The organism is Dehalobacterium formicoaceticum (genome assembly GCF_002224645.1).
Classification (GTDB): domain Bacteria; phylum Bacillota; class Dehalobacteriia; order Dehalobacteriales; family Dehalobacteriaceae; genus Dehalobacterium; species Dehalobacterium formicoaceticum.
In genome coordinates, this window is record NZ_CP022121.1 from 3,356,557 (window position 1) to 3,369,869 (window position 13,313).

Below are 13,313 nucleotides of genomic sequence, written 5' to 3' on the forward strand. Positions count from 1 at the left end.
CCCGTCAAATTTACCTTTTGCTTAACAAAATTTACATGTGAAGTATCACCCAAAAACTCAGATCTCTTGGGAATGTCAATCTAACCAAAGGATGCGAGGTTTTTATGTGCCCATACCGGGAGAAATAATAGATAAAGTATATTTTACCTTTCCTTAATTAAAAATTAGCAATGCTATGATAAGATGAATTTGAGCATAAAATGTTCAAATTAAAAACAAGGGGGATTTACATGAAAATCAAGAAGACAAGTGTCAAAGTTGCATCACTTCTGATGGCAGTTACTTTTGGAATTAATGCCATTAGTGCACCGGTATTTGCTGCAGGCTCACTGCAAGGCACAGAGTATGAAAGAAGCTACACCATCGTCAGTCCTTATGAAAATGTAGACTGGGAAGAATTCGGCCAATACAAAGCTGATTTCCATGCCCACTCCACTAATTCCGACGGCGGCAATCTGACCAAAGACATGGTTGAAGATCACTATGCTAAAGGTTTTGATATTCTTGCTATGACCGATCACAATTATCTCACCAAAAGCTGGGATCAGACTGCTAAAGGTCCCATGGATAAAGCAAGATATGATGAAATTATCGCAGGTGTAGACCGTGACGGCAAAGGTATGATCGATATTTACAATTCCAACGAGCAATCCAGAACGGATCATATCAATTCCTTCTGGGCAGATTTTAATAACAACTCTGGCGCCACCATGGCCAGCACTAATGAAACCGTGGAAAACCTGGGCGGGATCACTCATATTAACCATCCCGGCAGATATACCGGCGGCAGCGCAGGTGGTGAAAAAGGAATCGCTGCTTCCAATAACCCTGCAACGATCCAGAAATATGTTGATCTCTTTGCTGCGTATGATTCCTGCGTCGGTATGGAAATCGTCAACAAAATCGATAATGAATCCAGAAGCGACCGAGTTCTTTGGGATAATATTCTGAAAGAAATGATGCCTGAAGGCCGCTTTGTTTGGGGCTTCTCTAACGATGATACCCACAGCCTTAACGCCACCGGATATTCCTGGAATATGATGCTGATGCCTTCCCTTTCTCAGGAAGATACCAGAACAGCCATGGAAAACGGCGCCTTTTATGCAGTAAGCCGTGTCTCCCGTCCTGATGGCATCAATGCCACCTTACCTAACGGAGACGCCATGCCGGGCAGTGGTAATACTAACACCTTATATTTACTTGAGCAGGATACACCTAGCATTTCCAACATCGAAGTAATCGAAGAAGACAATGCCATCGTAATCGACGGAGATGATTATGATGAGATTGAGTGGATTGCCGACGGTGTTGTTATCGCAACGGGTGAAACCCTTGACCTGAACGATTATGAGAATGAGATTAATAGCTACGTACGGGCACAGTTAAAGAACGACACAGGAATTGCTTTCACCCAGCCTTTCAGCGTAACAGATAATACGGAAGAGATTGAAATCAGCAGCGTTGATAATGGCAACAAACAGGCTAATGTGAATTTTGATATTCGTTCCGCCAATGGCAAGGGTTATGTTGTCTGTCTCTCTGAAAGCGGAGAAGAAGGGACCTTTGCTCCTTACAGCAATGTAAATTTTAATTCCAAAGGCGTACATATCAAAGGCTTGAAAAACGAAAAGGAATATTTCGTATGCGTGATGTATGCAGAGGATAACACAATCATGGAAAAGAGTGCACCGGTAGTAATCAATCCGGGGAAATAATCGCCATCAAATTCTTCGATAGCAGGAAAACCGCCGTTTCCAGAGCCGCAAACTCTGGAGCGGCGGTTTTTTTGATCATAGCAACTTACCTATTTTAAAAAACCGTGTCAGAGTTTTCTTCTTTTAGCAGGTATTTACTCAGTGCATGGCTAATGTTATATTATCTGAATAAAATCTCACCCATCAATATAACATCTAACTGCGGAGTATAATACTATAGCGAGGTGATCATAAAATGGCGGAAATGATTAATGTTAGATTCATAAGTGGAAAAACCAAGCTTTATGAAAAGGGCACCTCCCTAATGGAAATCAGCAGGGAATTTGCCACCGCTTTTAAAACTCCGATCGTGGCGGCTGTGATTAATAATGATCTAAAGGATATGGCTACCCGGTTGGAAGAAGACTGTTCTCTTGAGTATTTTGATTTGACTTCACAACTGGGCAACAAGGTTTATCAGTACAGTCTGATTTATCTGATGGTCATCGCTGCCCAGGATCTTTTCCCGACGGGTCAGGTCACAGTAGAACATTCTTTAAGCAAAGGACTATACTGTGAATGTCGATTAGAATATCCCACCACAAAAGAGGATGTGGAAGCCTTGGGGCAAAGAATGCGGGAAATCGTGGCAGAAGACCGGCCGATTGTCAAAAGAATCATCCCCTTGGAAAAAGCAATTCAGCTTTATGAAGAAATCGGGGATCAAACCAAAGTTGATCTAATGAAACAATTAAATCGGAAAACCGTGACCATGTATTTTTGCGGCGAGAGATACGGTTATCATCACAGTACCATGGTACCCAGCACCGGCTATTTAAAAACCTTTGAGTTGAAATATTACCCCCCGGGCATGATCCTGCGTTACCCTCTGAAGGAGGCTCCTTATCAGCTGCCTACTTATGTAGAAATGCCTAAACTGGAGAAAGTGTTCCAGGAGGCCAAGCACTGGGCCGAGATCGTAGAATGTGATTATGCCGCCCGACTGAATAAGTTTATCCGGGATGGAGAGATCAATCAGGTTATTCTAATGTCTGAAGCCCTGCACGAAAAAAAAATAGCCGAAATTGCCGACCATATTTTTGCTAATAAAAACCGTTTGCGCATCATCATGGTTGCCGGTCCCACTTCTTCTGGGAAAACCACTTTTATCCAACGGCTAAGTATTCAGTTAAAAGTGCTGGGCATCAGTACCATTCGCATGTCCATCGATGATTATTTTATTGATCGGGAAAAGCTGGCTGAAATCAACGATGATCCGGATCTTGAATCCCTGGATGTGGTAGATGTGGATCTGCTTAACAACCATGTGAGCCGCTTGCTCAAAGGGGAGGAAATTGAGCCGCCCCGTTTCGATTTTCCCACGGGAAAACAGCTTCCCTCCGGACGAAAAGTCCGGATTGACAAAAGACAGCTGCTGATCATTGAAGGACTCCATGGTCTAAACGAACAACTGACCATTTCTGTGCCCAAACAGCATAAAGTCAAAATCTATATCAGCCCCTTAACCCCCATCGCCATTGACCAGCACAGCCGCACCCCCTCTACGGATACACGTTTGATCAGGCGGATTGTACGGGACAGCCAATTTCGCAGTCATGATGCTTCCCATACTCTGCAGGTTTGGCCTTCGGTACAGTTGGGAGAAAATAGGAACATCTTTCCTTTCTCGGAAGAAGCCGACATTATGTTTAATTCCGTACTGATCTATGAACCGGCTGTTTTTCGCACCTTCGCCACCCCTTTATTGGAAACCATCAGTCCAGATATGCCTGAATACAGCCAAGCACGTCGTTTGATGCGGCTCCTCTCTTTCTTTGAACCGGTGGAAGATGCGGAAATACCCTTAAACTCCATCCTTAGGGAATTCATCGGAAAATCTTGCTTTTATAATTAAAAGCAAGATTTTCTTTTTCCCCTTCAGGCTAATTTATTGAGAAAACCAGCTACCCCCATGCCAATCCAGAGCGCTAAAATGCCCAGAAACACACTTAATCCCACATACAGAAAACAGAGCATTACTTTTCCCTCTTTGAGCAGATTCAGTCCCTCCAAGCTAAAGGTGGAGAAGGTGGTGAAGGCACCTAAAAACCCTACCGTAATCATGGTTTTAAGCTGGGGACTGTTGCCTAACCTTTCCAATGACAAGGTATAAAATAAGCCTAACAAAAAACACCCGCTCAGATTAACAAAAAAGGTGCTATAGGGAAAATACTGGGGATATTTTCCATTGATCCAGCCGGATACCACATATCTCGCGACGGCACCGCAGGCACCTCCCGCTGCAATTAACAAGTAAATGTTGTTCATATATGACAGTACACCACCCCGCTGCCTATTGAATAAGAGAATTTTTGGAATCAGGATCTATAAGCGAATCCTTTCTAAATCATCAGGGACAAAAATCCGGCCGGAAAAATATCCTCTTCCTTCCTGAGTATACAGTTCTTTTCGCCGATCCAGGTGATCATCTTCCGTATGCCATAAGACCAGATTTTTCACCCCATGTTCTTCAGCCATCTGACAAACTTCAACCACCGTGGAATGCTCAATCTCCCAAGGACGGTAACGTTCTCCATGGGCGGCCAGACAGAGGGCTTCCGCCAGGAGCCAATCACACTCCTGGACATACTGATGACTTGAGGCTCGATAAGGTTCATCTCCTAAAAAAGTCAGTCGCTTGCTATTTTTTAAGCTGATCGTAAAACCGTATTGCAGGCATTTCCGTGCGCCCAGATCAAAAAAGGTCACCTGATTACCAAACACTTCTTTCGTCTCCCCATCCTGCACAGGGAGAATCAGAATGCGTTCACCAAATAAAGCATTCACCCGGTCAGAAAGAGTTAAAGAGCAAATTGCGGTAATGGTTTTTGCCAGTTCTTCATGACAATAAATATAAAAATTTCCCTGATAAGATTGGTCAAAAATATGTCCCGCAATCTCACGCATCACCCAAAAAATCCCGAACATATGGTCTGTATGTTTGTGGGTAATAAAAGCGTGATGCAGTTTTTTGGCATCAAGTAAACCACCGGCAAAACGGCTTAGAATACCGTTTCCTCCCCCGGCATCCGATAAGAAATATTGATCCTCTTCCTGATCCCAAAGGGCAAAACAGGTATTATAACATTTTGTAACCATGGCATTTCCTGTTCCCAGAACGATTAATTCATCCACGTCCTTACCTCCCGATATAAAGAAAACTCATCTCCATCATTTTTTATGATTTCCCATTGTGATCTTCTTGTTTTGATTATACAATAGAAATGATTGATCTGTCTCTGCTTATAAAGATTAAAAAAAGCATGCTCCTTTTGGGGAACATACTTGGGCAAAACCTCCATTTCCTTCTTTCCAATTGTACATATCTTACAATTATTATTCTTTTCCGGCTTTCATTTGCTCTTCAAAAATTCGGCTTCGCTCTTCGAAGCTGACTTCGCGGTGAATTTGGTGAAGCAACCACACGTAGCCGAAGGGATCGGAAAATATGGCATTGCTCACTCCAAAATCTGCAAGTTCGGTGACAGGCTGAACCTCCGAGCATCCGGCGTCAATGGCTCTGCCAAAGGTGTCCTTGATGTCCGCTACCAGAACGTTGACCCACATGGGCTTTGCGTCACCTTCCTTAGGAGCAGTCAACTGGTACTCCGGATTTTCATCCAGCAGGTGGAACCTCGTGCCATACATAGTAAAAACTGCCTCGTTCATACCTTGCGCGTAATTCGTCACCTCAACGGGAACCACATCAAAAATACTCTCATAAAGCGCCAGTGCCTTGATGCTGTCTGTTACAACCATATCAATTTCAACACCAACCATCGTATCATCCTCCAATTCAGACATTCTATGAAAGACTAAAATCCATATCAAGAGTTTTAGCCCGGGTCTTGATCAAGTTAGAAAGAATCAGCCAGAGCTGCCGCTTTTTGCAGGCCGTCTGTATTTTTCACATCACCGGGATGTAAAACACCGGGAACCAAAACCTCACCCAGGGATTTCCACTTTATGAGGGATGTGCTGCGTTCATAGGAAAAGCGAATTCCCTCCATAGCGGACGCATCCTGCTCTTCACAACAGACAATCAGCCCGCATTCCTTGCCGGCAATGTTTTTTTCACCAATCATGAAGGAATACATCTTGTCAATAAAATTTTTAATCTGCCCAGGAAAAGTATACCAGTATAATGGTGCGGTAAATATCACTCCGTCCGCATCTTCGATAAGGGGAGCAATCTTATTGAAATCATCATCAAAGACACAGGCTTTGCCCTCTTTGCTATAACATTTATCACAGGCGATACAACCACCCACTTTGCTTAACCCGGCATCAAAACGGGTAACGGTGTGACCTTTTTCTTCGGCGGCTTTGATAAAAGCATCAGTCATTGCAAAGCTGTTTCCGTTTCGACGTGGACTTCCGGTAATTACAATAATCTTTTTTTTCATAGTATATCTCCCTCCAAAAAAAATATTATGCATCAATAAATTCTTAACGCTTTTTTGTAACTTCATAAGCATTTTACTAAATGTCTTGCATAAAATTTTAGCCGATCAATTTTTCCCGTTTTCCCATTGTGAACTTCTTGTTTTAATTATACAATAGAGATGATCACCTTGTCTCTGCTTATTATTTCATCATAAGACATCCTGGATTAGTCCCTGGAGAATGCCATCATGAGTGAACTCGTTCAGCTAAAGCTGAACATCGGGGCTCACTTATAGAAGTGGGAGTCTTGGAATTTGATCAAATACGAATGGAGGCCGATACCCATGAACTTTAAATTCACCCACAATAACATTAATGTTTTGGATCTTGAAAAGAGCCTTAATTTTTATCAGAAAGCCTTAGACCTGGTCGAAGTAAAACGGTATCAGGAACCTACCGGTGCCTTTATCCTCATTTATCTGGGTGATGGGAACACTTCCCACACCTTAGAACTCACTTGGCTTAGAGATCGAACGGAACCTTATGACCTGGGAGAAAATGAATTCCACCTGGCTTTAACTGTCGATGACTTTCAAAAAGCCCACGAACATCATGAAAAAATGGGCTGTATCTGCTATGAAAATCAGGAAATGGGCATTTACTTTATCAATGATCCGGACGGCTACTGGATTGAGATTCTGCCGGAGGATTGATATAAATATCCCCCTATTTTTTTGAAAAAACTACCGACGAAGCGTGCAGTCTTCACCGGTAGTTTTTGTGCTTTCAGAGTTTATGACCTACTTAAAGAATTATCTGACGATAAACACCGAACAATGCGCATGGTTTACTACCTTATTGCTCACACTGCCTAAGACAAAACGAGTGACACCGCTTAATCCCCGACTCCCTATCACTATCACATCCACATTCTGATTTTCTGCTTCCCGTAAAATTTCTTCTGCAGGATCACCCTCAATAACCTTGGTTGTGTATGAAATACCGGTGTCTCGAAATTTTTCATTTGCTTGAGCAATAATATTTTTTCCTGTCTCAATGAGATTATTTGCCATCTCCTCTTTTAAACGCACGCTCATAGCCGGATCCATAAAGGGAACATCGCTTAAAATATTTTGCGTGTTATTGATAACATAAATAATTTCCACTAGTCCTTCCTGAGTATGTGCCAGTCTTACGGCGTAATCCGCTGCTTTCATTCCTTGGTCCGATCCGTCAACAGCCAATAAGATTTTTTTCAGCATCTTTCCCACTCCTTTAACGCAGATTTAATTGAAGTGTAATCAGATTAAACATCAATTTAAATAATAAATTCTATATAAAGAGGCCATTATCCTTCATAAAACGTTAATATCGTAAACACAGCAGTGCTTCCATGGGGGAAAAAAACTTGAAGAAGGATGTTCCTTTATTTTATAATTAACAGAGTTCTAAGGAGCAGGTAAGTTTTTATTCCATCTGATGCTTAGAAAGTTATCGGATAAATTTCTGAAATGAGCATTGAGAAATTAAGAAAATAATTAATATCATTTAGTGAGGGAATAACTTGAAAAATACACAGTTGACCTATCGCGCAGGCACCTTGGATCAAAATACATTACTCCGAAACATCCTATATGAAAAACTTCTCTTGTCCCATTCCCTGGTTGTGCGTCTCAAGCAGGAAAACAGAATTAAGGTCAACGGAGTTCCGGCTCGTACCAACCAGCCCATTAATCCGGGGGATGTGATTACGATCGATGTAGAATTTACTGAGGAAAATACGATCATTCCCGAACCGATTCCTTTAGAAATCATTTACGAGGATCAGGACTTTTTAGTGGTGCACAAGCCGGCTGGGCTTTCTACCCACCCATCACGAAAAAATGGAACCGGGACTCTGGCAAACGCTGTTGCCTATTACTGGCGTAACCGGGGACAGAACACCATCTTTCGTCCCATCAACCGCCTGGATCGGGACACTTCCGGATTGGTGCTGATCGGCAACAACCAGTTTGCCCACCAAGCCATTTTCAATCCAAAAAAGAGTCCTATTTTTGAGCGGCATTATCTGGCTCTGGTGGAAGGCGTTCTGACTGAAGACCAGGATTGCATCGACCTGCCCATTGCCCATCCTGATATTAACCTGCGCCGTAGGATTGTCCATCCTGAAGGTCGAAAAGCGGTCACTCATTACCGTGTTCTGACCCGCTTTCCCCAACACACATTGCTGGCTCTAAAACTAGAAACCGGCCGCACCCACCAGATCCGGGTTCATTTAAGTTTTCTCGGTCATCCCCTATGCGGCGATCTTTTATACGGATCTCCTTCCCCATTGATTGACCGACAGGCTCTCCATGCTTATCTTTTACGCTTCATCCACCCCAGGAGCGGCGGGGAAATCCGGTTGGAGCTTCCCCTGGCGGCAGACATAAAACGTGCAATTGACCTCATAAAGAATCCTGATCTCCATCATTAAAAAAGTATGCTCCTTTTTAGGAACATACTTTTATTATGATAATGTTATGTTAAGAATATGTTAAGATATTATCTCCAGTGCATCCTCCAGTGCCTTGCGGTACGCAGGGGGTAAGTCAACCACCTTCTCCTGAATCAAACGAAAGGCTTTACGATGAGCCTCCAAAGCCTGTTCGTCCTCGGGAAAACAGGAGTCCACCAGATTACCTAAATCCTTTGCTTCTTCCTCATAACCGTGCTGATTTAGATAATCAACAAGGGGTAAAGCAAACTTAAATACATCGGTTTTACTTTGGATTGTGAAGGACATTGGGCAAAACCTCCATTTCATTAATGATTGGGGTGGTTTTTTTGGTGACCCATAGGGGAATCGAACCCCTGATTCCACCGTGAGAGGGTGGCGTCTTCACCGCTTGACCAATGGGCCATTTATTCTGTATTATACACCTAATAGGTGGTTTTATCCATAGGAATTTTAAAAAAAGGGAACGCCGATATGGAAATCCCTATTAATTTAGAAAACATTAACTATACATGATCATGCAGATTCTTACCCTTCTTTTTTGGTCAAATTCTGTTCATTGATATCCTTGTCCTCTTCTCCCGCCTAACCAAAGGCTTGTCAGAATATCCAACAGCCACAGCAGAAAGAATCTCATAGTTTGCCGGTAACTGCAGTTCCTTTAACACCTCAGCATTATTACGCAATTTTGGCAAACATCCCCAGATGTATGTACTACCCAGATTCAGGGCAGTTGCTTGAAGCATCATATTTTCAATCAAGCAAGCTACATCAGAATACTCAATATGATCTTCAGACAAATCGGCAGCGGAAAGAAAAATCACCGTTGGTGCTCCATAAAATGCGTCCATTTTTTGACCGGTTTTGCGGGAGGTCAGCTGCACAACCTCCCTAATACGATTAAGAAGATTAACGTCCTGCACCACGGTCAAATGTGTCGTCTTCTCATTACCCATGGCAGTTGGTGCCATCTGTGCTGCGTCCAGAATGCGCTCAAGATCATCATCTTCTATTTGATGCGGTTGGTACTTACGTGTCGTGCGTCGCATATACAATACATCTTCCCATTCCATTTCATTTTCCTTCTTTCTAATTGTACAAACTAATTGTACAAATTTTATAATTATTTTTCTTTTCTATTTTGCATTTGTTCTAAGATTAATTTGAAATAATTGCTGCTAACCCTTCCTTATTAATGATGATAATCTTCCGGTGTCCTTTGAGCTGAATTAACCCTTCTTCCTGAAAAGCTGTAAGTTTTCTGCTCAGGGTTTCTTGACTCATACCCATTTGGGAAGCAAAATCCCCTTTGGTCATTGACAGCAGCACCTCATTTTTTTCATCTGAAAGATTAGTCAATGCCTGTGCCAGCCGTTGTTCCACCGTATTCAGATTAATGTTCTCGATAAGATTTTCCGCCTTTTCCAGGCGCACACTCAGCTCTTCCATGACTTTAAAGGCAATAGAAGGATACTTTCCCATAATTTCTTTCAGCTTGATCCCTTCAATGGTGCACATAGTTGATTTCTCTAAGGCTTCTGCGTTGTCCGTCATTGATAAAGGGCTGAAAAGAGAGAGTTCTCCCAAAAAATCACCGGGATTAACCACGCGGATTACCTGTTCCTTGCCATTGGCATTTAATCTGGATATTTTTACTCGTCCGGTGTGGAGTACATAAAGCTTTCCTCCTTCATCCCCTGCCAGATAAATCATCTCATGCTTTTGAAAAGTTTGCTGGGTGGTTATGGCAGCAACTTCTAACATTTCCTCCCGGGTCAGGCTGCTGAATATAGGTACGATCTCGATGCACGTGATCTGTTCTCCGGTATGGCAGTTGCAGTTATCATTACAATTACAATCCATTGGGAACCACTCCAATCATATCTCCTTATTTCTCATTATCAGTTTAATCAATATTCCGCCTGATAACAATGGTGATAAAGGAAAACTTTCATCTAGGAGTTTCACTTTATCACCCTGAAATCAGCTGATCAAGCCATTCCTTTAAGATGATTGCGTGATTGATGGTCTGGCTTTTGGCGGCATACAGCAATGTCACATTACCATGCTCAAGTTTTTTTCTGATATGCTCTGCGAATGCAGGAGAATATTGATTATTGTCCAATTCAAAAAGATATTTTTGTTTGAATTCATCCATCAGATCAGGGTCATGGTGAAATTCTTTTCTGATTTCCGAACTTGGAGTAATAGATTTCGCCCATTCATCAATATGGGCCCTTTCTTTACTGATTCCTCTTGGCCACAACCTGTCAACTAATACTCGATACCCATCATCTTCCCCGGGTGGTTCGTATATTCTCTTGATGATGGTATGATACATCATGATAAACCCTCCTTTAATTGTACTTCTTAATTGTACTTCTTAATTGTACTTCTGATTGATGATTCTCTTGCCATGCTCCACAAAATTTTTTAGAACCTTCAGTCGGGCATATTTTTTATTGTTTCCTTCTACAATGATCCAGGGAGCATAATTTGTATTAGTTTTCAGCAGCATTTCATCAAAAGCTGTCAGATATTGATCCCACTTCTCCCTGTTGCGCCAATCTTCATCTGTGATTTTATATAGTTTATCGGCTTCGTTTTCCCGATCCTGAAATCTGATTAATTGTTCATCCTTATCAATACATATTAAAAATTTGAGCATTAGCGTTCCAAAATTGTGCAGATGTTTTTCCATCTGATTGATTTCTTCATAAGCCCGATTCCATTCTTCCGCGGAAGCAAATCCCTCAATTCTCTCTACCAATACCCTCCCGTACCAGCTTCGATCAAATATGGCTATCCTCCTTCTTGGCGGAAAATTTCTGTAGAACCTCCATAAATAATGATGATTTCGTTCTGTCTCATCAGGTGCTGAAATAGGAATAACTTCTAAACCTCTTGGATCCATCAGTCGTGTTAGTCTTTGGATAGCGCCGCCCTTTCCGGCCGCATCCATGCCCTCAAATACAATGATACATGGAATTTGCTCTGTATAAAATTTATAGGCGATTCCCTGGGCTTCCTCCTGCAGCTTTTTTAATTCTACCTCATATGTTCCTTCGTCCACGCCCAGGGACAAGTCAATATTCCCTATAATTTTACCCTGGGGGATATCCCCCTCCAATGGCTGACTGTATTTTTACCCCCGCCCAGGCATCTCTCGATCCCTTCCTCAATCAAATCGATCGCCAGACCCAAAGCATACTTTGAAGCTGATTTAAAGTCTTCGCTGGAGATGATATGCCAGGGACTGTAACTAAAACTCGACATTTTGAGAATATGGTCAAAATGATGCAAATATTTTTCATATTCGTTCTTTTGATTTAAATCGCGTTCCGTAATAAAAAAACTTCTGTGCTCGTCATTTAACAGAATTTCTATTCTCTCTCCCATGGTTTTTTCTTTTTGATGGAGGAAAAATTTAATTATAATCATATGATCATCAAAAAGCTGTTTTTCAATGGAACTAATATCTTTAATATCCCTTTCTAATTCTTCGTCCTTAATTTTTAGATCATTCATGACTTTAAAATAGAAACTTCTGTCATATATCGCAATATTACCTCTCTTAGGTGTCCTTTTCCAAAACCGCCATAAAAACGGTCTTGCTTTTTCCTCATCGGTGGGATGCTCGAATAATTGAACCCTGCTTGTTCTGGGATCTAACTCTCGTATCAAATCTTTAATTACATAACCTTTTCCGGAGGATTCCCAGCCATCGACAATAATTAAGACAGGAATGTTGAGATCTTTGACACGTCTTTGTAATTTTGCCAGTTTTTCACCCAGCTCCGTACGTTTAAACTCTTGATATGGGTTATTAAAATCTTCAAATTTAAAATCCTTAATCATAACAACACCCTTTCTGGGATTTTTGCTATCTATGTCAATGCCCCCCATTTAAAGATAATTAAACACGAAAAGCAGGAATAAGACCACACCGCAATAAGTGGTCTTTCTCTATATTTTGCATAAATACAGGGACGAACGTTTACCGGTATTGATTTCTTTCATATTCCCAAACTGTTCATTCAATTCATCTTTTACGGTCTTAATAAAATTAAAATAATCGCCGCCCTCCAGCCATTCCACGATATTAGTAATGTTGGATCGCCCTTCATTGTAGTCCATCAGAACCACGAGTTTTTTGGAAATTCTTTTCATTTCCTCATACATGATACGTCTTTCCCCGGAATCGAATCCATGAGCCACATAAGAAGCGAAGGCCAAGTCAAAGCTTTTATCCTCAAAGGGTAAACCCCTGAGCACATCACCTTGCAAAAATTTAATACCCTTCATTGGAAGAACCTGCCTGCCATTCTGATCTTCTGACCGATGACCAAAAGAATTGCTTGTCATCTTTTCCTTCGTCTTTTTCCGGGCGATTTCAATCATTTTTTCCGCCGGATCTATCCCGGTAACATCTAATCCATATTGATGCAATGCGTTACAGAGGGCACCGGTGCCGCATCCAATGTCAATCACATTTTTATAGAGGGATAGATCCAAATCATGATGAACTTGAGCAAGAATCGATTGATAACTCCTCACCTGCCAGTTGAAAAAGAGACCATAAACCATGGAAATGCGATTAAACAAGGGATACTTTTTCTTTGGTCCCAAATCCATTATCCTCACTCCCCTTACACCTTTTATAAATCAGGCGTATG

At 41.8% G+C, this 13,313-nt stretch carries 16 protein-coding genes and 1 tRNA gene; 4 read left to right on the plus strand and 13 right to left on the minus strand.

From position 1 onward, the window contains the following. Positions 1 to 230: 230 nt before the first annotated feature. Both CEQ75_RS16300 and CEQ75_RS16305 read left to right on the plus strand, forming a co-directional pair. Positions 231 to 1,715, plus strand: coding sequence for a CehA/McbA family metallohydrolase domain-containing protein (locus CEQ75_RS16300; RefSeq protein ID WP_089612140.1), 1,485 nt, complete (start codon positions 231 to 233; stop codon positions 1,713 to 1,715). A gap of 235 nt (positions 1,716 to 1,950) precedes the next feature. Next, positions 1,951 to 3,609, plus strand: a complete 1,659-nt coding sequence (locus CEQ75_RS16305; protein WP_089612141.1) for a nucleoside kinase — start codon at positions 1,951 to 1,953, stop codon at positions 3,607 to 3,609. 23 nt (positions 3,610 to 3,632) lie between these two features. Here CEQ75_RS16305 and crcB read toward each other — a convergent pair whose 3' ends face one another. The 4 genes from crcB to CEQ75_RS16330 all read right to left on the minus strand — a co-directional run bounded on the left by crcB (position 3,633) and on the right by CEQ75_RS16330 (position 6,160). After that, positions 3,633 to 4,022 (minus strand): fluoride efflux transporter CrcB, encoded by a 390-nt coding sequence (crcB, locus tag CEQ75_RS16310; RefSeq protein ID WP_089612142.1) that lies wholly within the window; start codon positions 4,020 to 4,022, stop codon positions 3,633 to 3,635. A 57-nt stretch (positions 4,023 to 4,079) separates the two neighbouring features. Continuing rightward, positions 4,080 to 4,889, minus strand: a complete 810-nt coding sequence (locus CEQ75_RS16315) for an MBL fold metallo-hydrolase (protein WP_089612143.1) — start codon at positions 4,887 to 4,889, stop codon at positions 4,080 to 4,082. A gap of 201 nt (positions 4,890 to 5,090) precedes the next feature. After that, the gene (locus CEQ75_RS16325) at positions 5,091 to 5,534 is read right to left on the minus strand and encodes a VOC family protein (protein WP_089612145.1); all 444 of its coding nucleotides are present in this window, start codon (positions 5,532 to 5,534) and stop codon (positions 5,091 to 5,093) included. A 77-nt stretch (positions 5,535 to 5,611) separates the two neighbouring features. Continuing rightward, positions 5,612 to 6,160 (minus strand): flavodoxin family protein, encoded by a 549-nt coding sequence (locus CEQ75_RS16330; protein WP_089612146.1) that lies wholly within the window; start codon positions 6,158 to 6,160, stop codon positions 5,612 to 5,614. Positions 6,161 to 6,484: 324 nt separating this feature from the next. Between CEQ75_RS16330 and CEQ75_RS16335 the strand changes: the two genes are divergently transcribed. Then, complete coding sequence (locus tag CEQ75_RS16335; RefSeq protein ID WP_089612147.1) at positions 6,485 to 6,853, plus strand: VOC family protein; 369 nt, start codon at positions 6,485 to 6,487, stop codon at positions 6,851 to 6,853. Positions 6,854 to 6,952: 99 nt separating this feature from the next. On the opposite strand, the gene CEQ75_RS16340 is transcribed toward CEQ75_RS16335, so the two are convergent. Continuing rightward, entirely contained in the window at positions 6,953 to 7,402 is a 450-nt protein-coding gene (locus tag CEQ75_RS16340; protein ID WP_089612148.1) for a universal stress protein, read from the minus strand. Positions 7,403 to 7,704: 302 nt separating this feature from the next. Here CEQ75_RS16340 and CEQ75_RS16345 point away from each other — a divergent pair, with 302 nt between their 5' ends. Continuing rightward, positions 7,705 to 8,616 carry an RluA family pseudouridine synthase gene (locus tag CEQ75_RS16345; RefSeq protein WP_089612149.1) on the plus strand — a complete coding sequence of 304 codons (912 nt, stop codon included), beginning with the start codon at positions 7,705 to 7,707 and terminating at the stop codon, positions 8,614 to 8,616. Positions 8,617 to 8,676: 60 nt separating this feature from the next. On the opposite strand, the gene CEQ75_RS16350 is transcribed toward CEQ75_RS16345, so the two are convergent. From CEQ75_RS16350 to CEQ75_RS16380, 8 genes are all read right to left on the minus strand, one after another. Continuing rightward, positions 8,677 to 8,925 carry an adenylate cyclase gene (locus CEQ75_RS16350; protein ID WP_089612150.1) on the minus strand — a complete coding sequence of 83 codons (249 nt, stop codon included), beginning with the start codon at positions 8,923 to 8,925 and terminating at the stop codon, positions 8,677 to 8,679. A gap of 42 nt (positions 8,926 to 8,967) precedes the next feature. After that, positions 8,968 to 9,042: transfer RNA gene (locus tag CEQ75_RS16355), tRNA-Glu, on the minus strand. Positions 9,043 to 9,182: 140 nt separating this feature from the next. Continuing rightward, entirely contained in the window at positions 9,183 to 9,710 is a 528-nt protein-coding gene (locus CEQ75_RS16360; RefSeq protein WP_089612151.1) for a nitroreductase family protein, read from the minus strand. Positions 9,711 to 9,795: 85 nt separating this feature from the next. Further along, entirely contained in the window at positions 9,796 to 10,500 is a 705-nt protein-coding gene (locus CEQ75_RS16365) for a Crp/Fnr family transcriptional regulator (RefSeq protein ID WP_089612152.1), read from the minus strand. Positions 10,501 to 10,609: 109 nt separating this feature from the next. Further along, complete coding sequence (locus CEQ75_RS16370) at positions 10,610 to 10,981, minus strand: DUF488 domain-containing protein (protein WP_198306577.1); 372 nt, start codon at positions 10,979 to 10,981, stop codon at positions 10,610 to 10,612. A 39-nt stretch (positions 10,982 to 11,020) separates the two neighbouring features. After that, a complete protein-coding gene (locus tag CEQ75_RS18755) occupies positions 11,021 to 11,722 on the minus strand; it encodes a polyphosphate kinase 2 family protein (protein ID WP_198306578.1) in 702 nt (233 codons plus the stop codon). Positions 11,723 to 11,733: 11 nt separating this feature from the next. Beyond that, the gene (locus tag CEQ75_RS18760) at positions 11,734 to 12,495 is read right to left on the minus strand and encodes a polyphosphate kinase 2 family protein (RefSeq protein ID WP_198306579.1); all 762 of its coding nucleotides are present in this window, start codon (positions 12,493 to 12,495) and stop codon (positions 11,734 to 11,736) included. Between the two features lie 108 nt (positions 12,496 to 12,603). Further along, positions 12,604 to 13,272 carry a class I SAM-dependent methyltransferase gene (locus tag CEQ75_RS16380; RefSeq protein WP_089612153.1) on the minus strand — a complete coding sequence of 223 codons (669 nt, stop codon included), beginning with the start codon at positions 13,270 to 13,272 and terminating at the stop codon, positions 12,604 to 12,606. Between the last annotated feature and the right edge of the window lie 41 nt (positions 13,273 to 13,313).

Bases quoted from the DNA above. Each gene is read 5' to 3' on its own strand.
- crcB (WP_089612142.1), bottom strand. From the start codon at position 4,022: ATGAACAACATTTACTTGTTAATTGCAGCGGGAGGTGCCTGCGGTGCC.
- CEQ75_RS16365 (WP_089612152.1), bottom strand. From the start codon at position 10,500: ATGGATTGTAATTGTAATGATAACTGCAACTGCCATACCGGAGAACAG.
- CEQ75_RS16350 (WP_089612150.1), bottom strand. From the start codon at position 8,925: ATGTCCTTCACAATCCAAAGTAAAACCGATGTATTTAAGTTTGCTTTA.
- CEQ75_RS16340 (WP_089612148.1), bottom strand. From the start codon at position 7,402: ATGCTGAAAAAAATCTTATTGGCTGTTGACGGATCGGACCAAGGAATG.
- CEQ75_RS16330 (WP_089612146.1), bottom strand. From the start codon at position 6,160: ATGAAAAAAAAGATTATTGTAATTACCGGAAGTCCACGTCGAAACGGA.
- CEQ75_RS16300 (WP_089612140.1), top strand. From the start codon at position 231: ATGAAAATCAAGAAGACAAGTGTCAAAGTTGCATCACTTCTGATGGCA.
- CEQ75_RS16370 (WP_198306577.1), bottom strand. From the start codon at position 10,981: ATGATGTATCATACCATCATCAAGAGAATATACGAACCACCCGGGGAA.
- CEQ75_RS16380 (WP_089612153.1), bottom strand. From the start codon at position 13,272: ATGGATTTGGGACCAAAGAAAAAGTATCCCTTGTTTAATCGCATTTCC.
- CEQ75_RS16360 (WP_089612151.1), bottom strand. From the start codon at position 9,710: ATGGAATGGGAAGATGTATTGTATATGCGACGCACGACACGTAAGTAC.
- CEQ75_RS16335 (WP_089612147.1), top strand. From the start codon at position 6,485: ATGAACTTTAAATTCACCCACAATAACATTAATGTTTTGGATCTTGAA.
- CEQ75_RS16305 (WP_089612141.1), top strand. From the start codon at position 1,951: ATGGCGGAAATGATTAATGTTAGATTCATAAGTGGAAAAACCAAGCTT.
- CEQ75_RS18760 (WP_198306579.1), bottom strand. From the start codon at position 12,495: ATGATTAAGGATTTTAAATTTGAAGATTTTAATAACCCATATCAAGAG.
- CEQ75_RS16325 (WP_089612145.1), bottom strand. From the start codon at position 5,534: ATGGTTGGTGTTGAAATTGATATGGTTGTAACAGACAGCATCAAGGCA.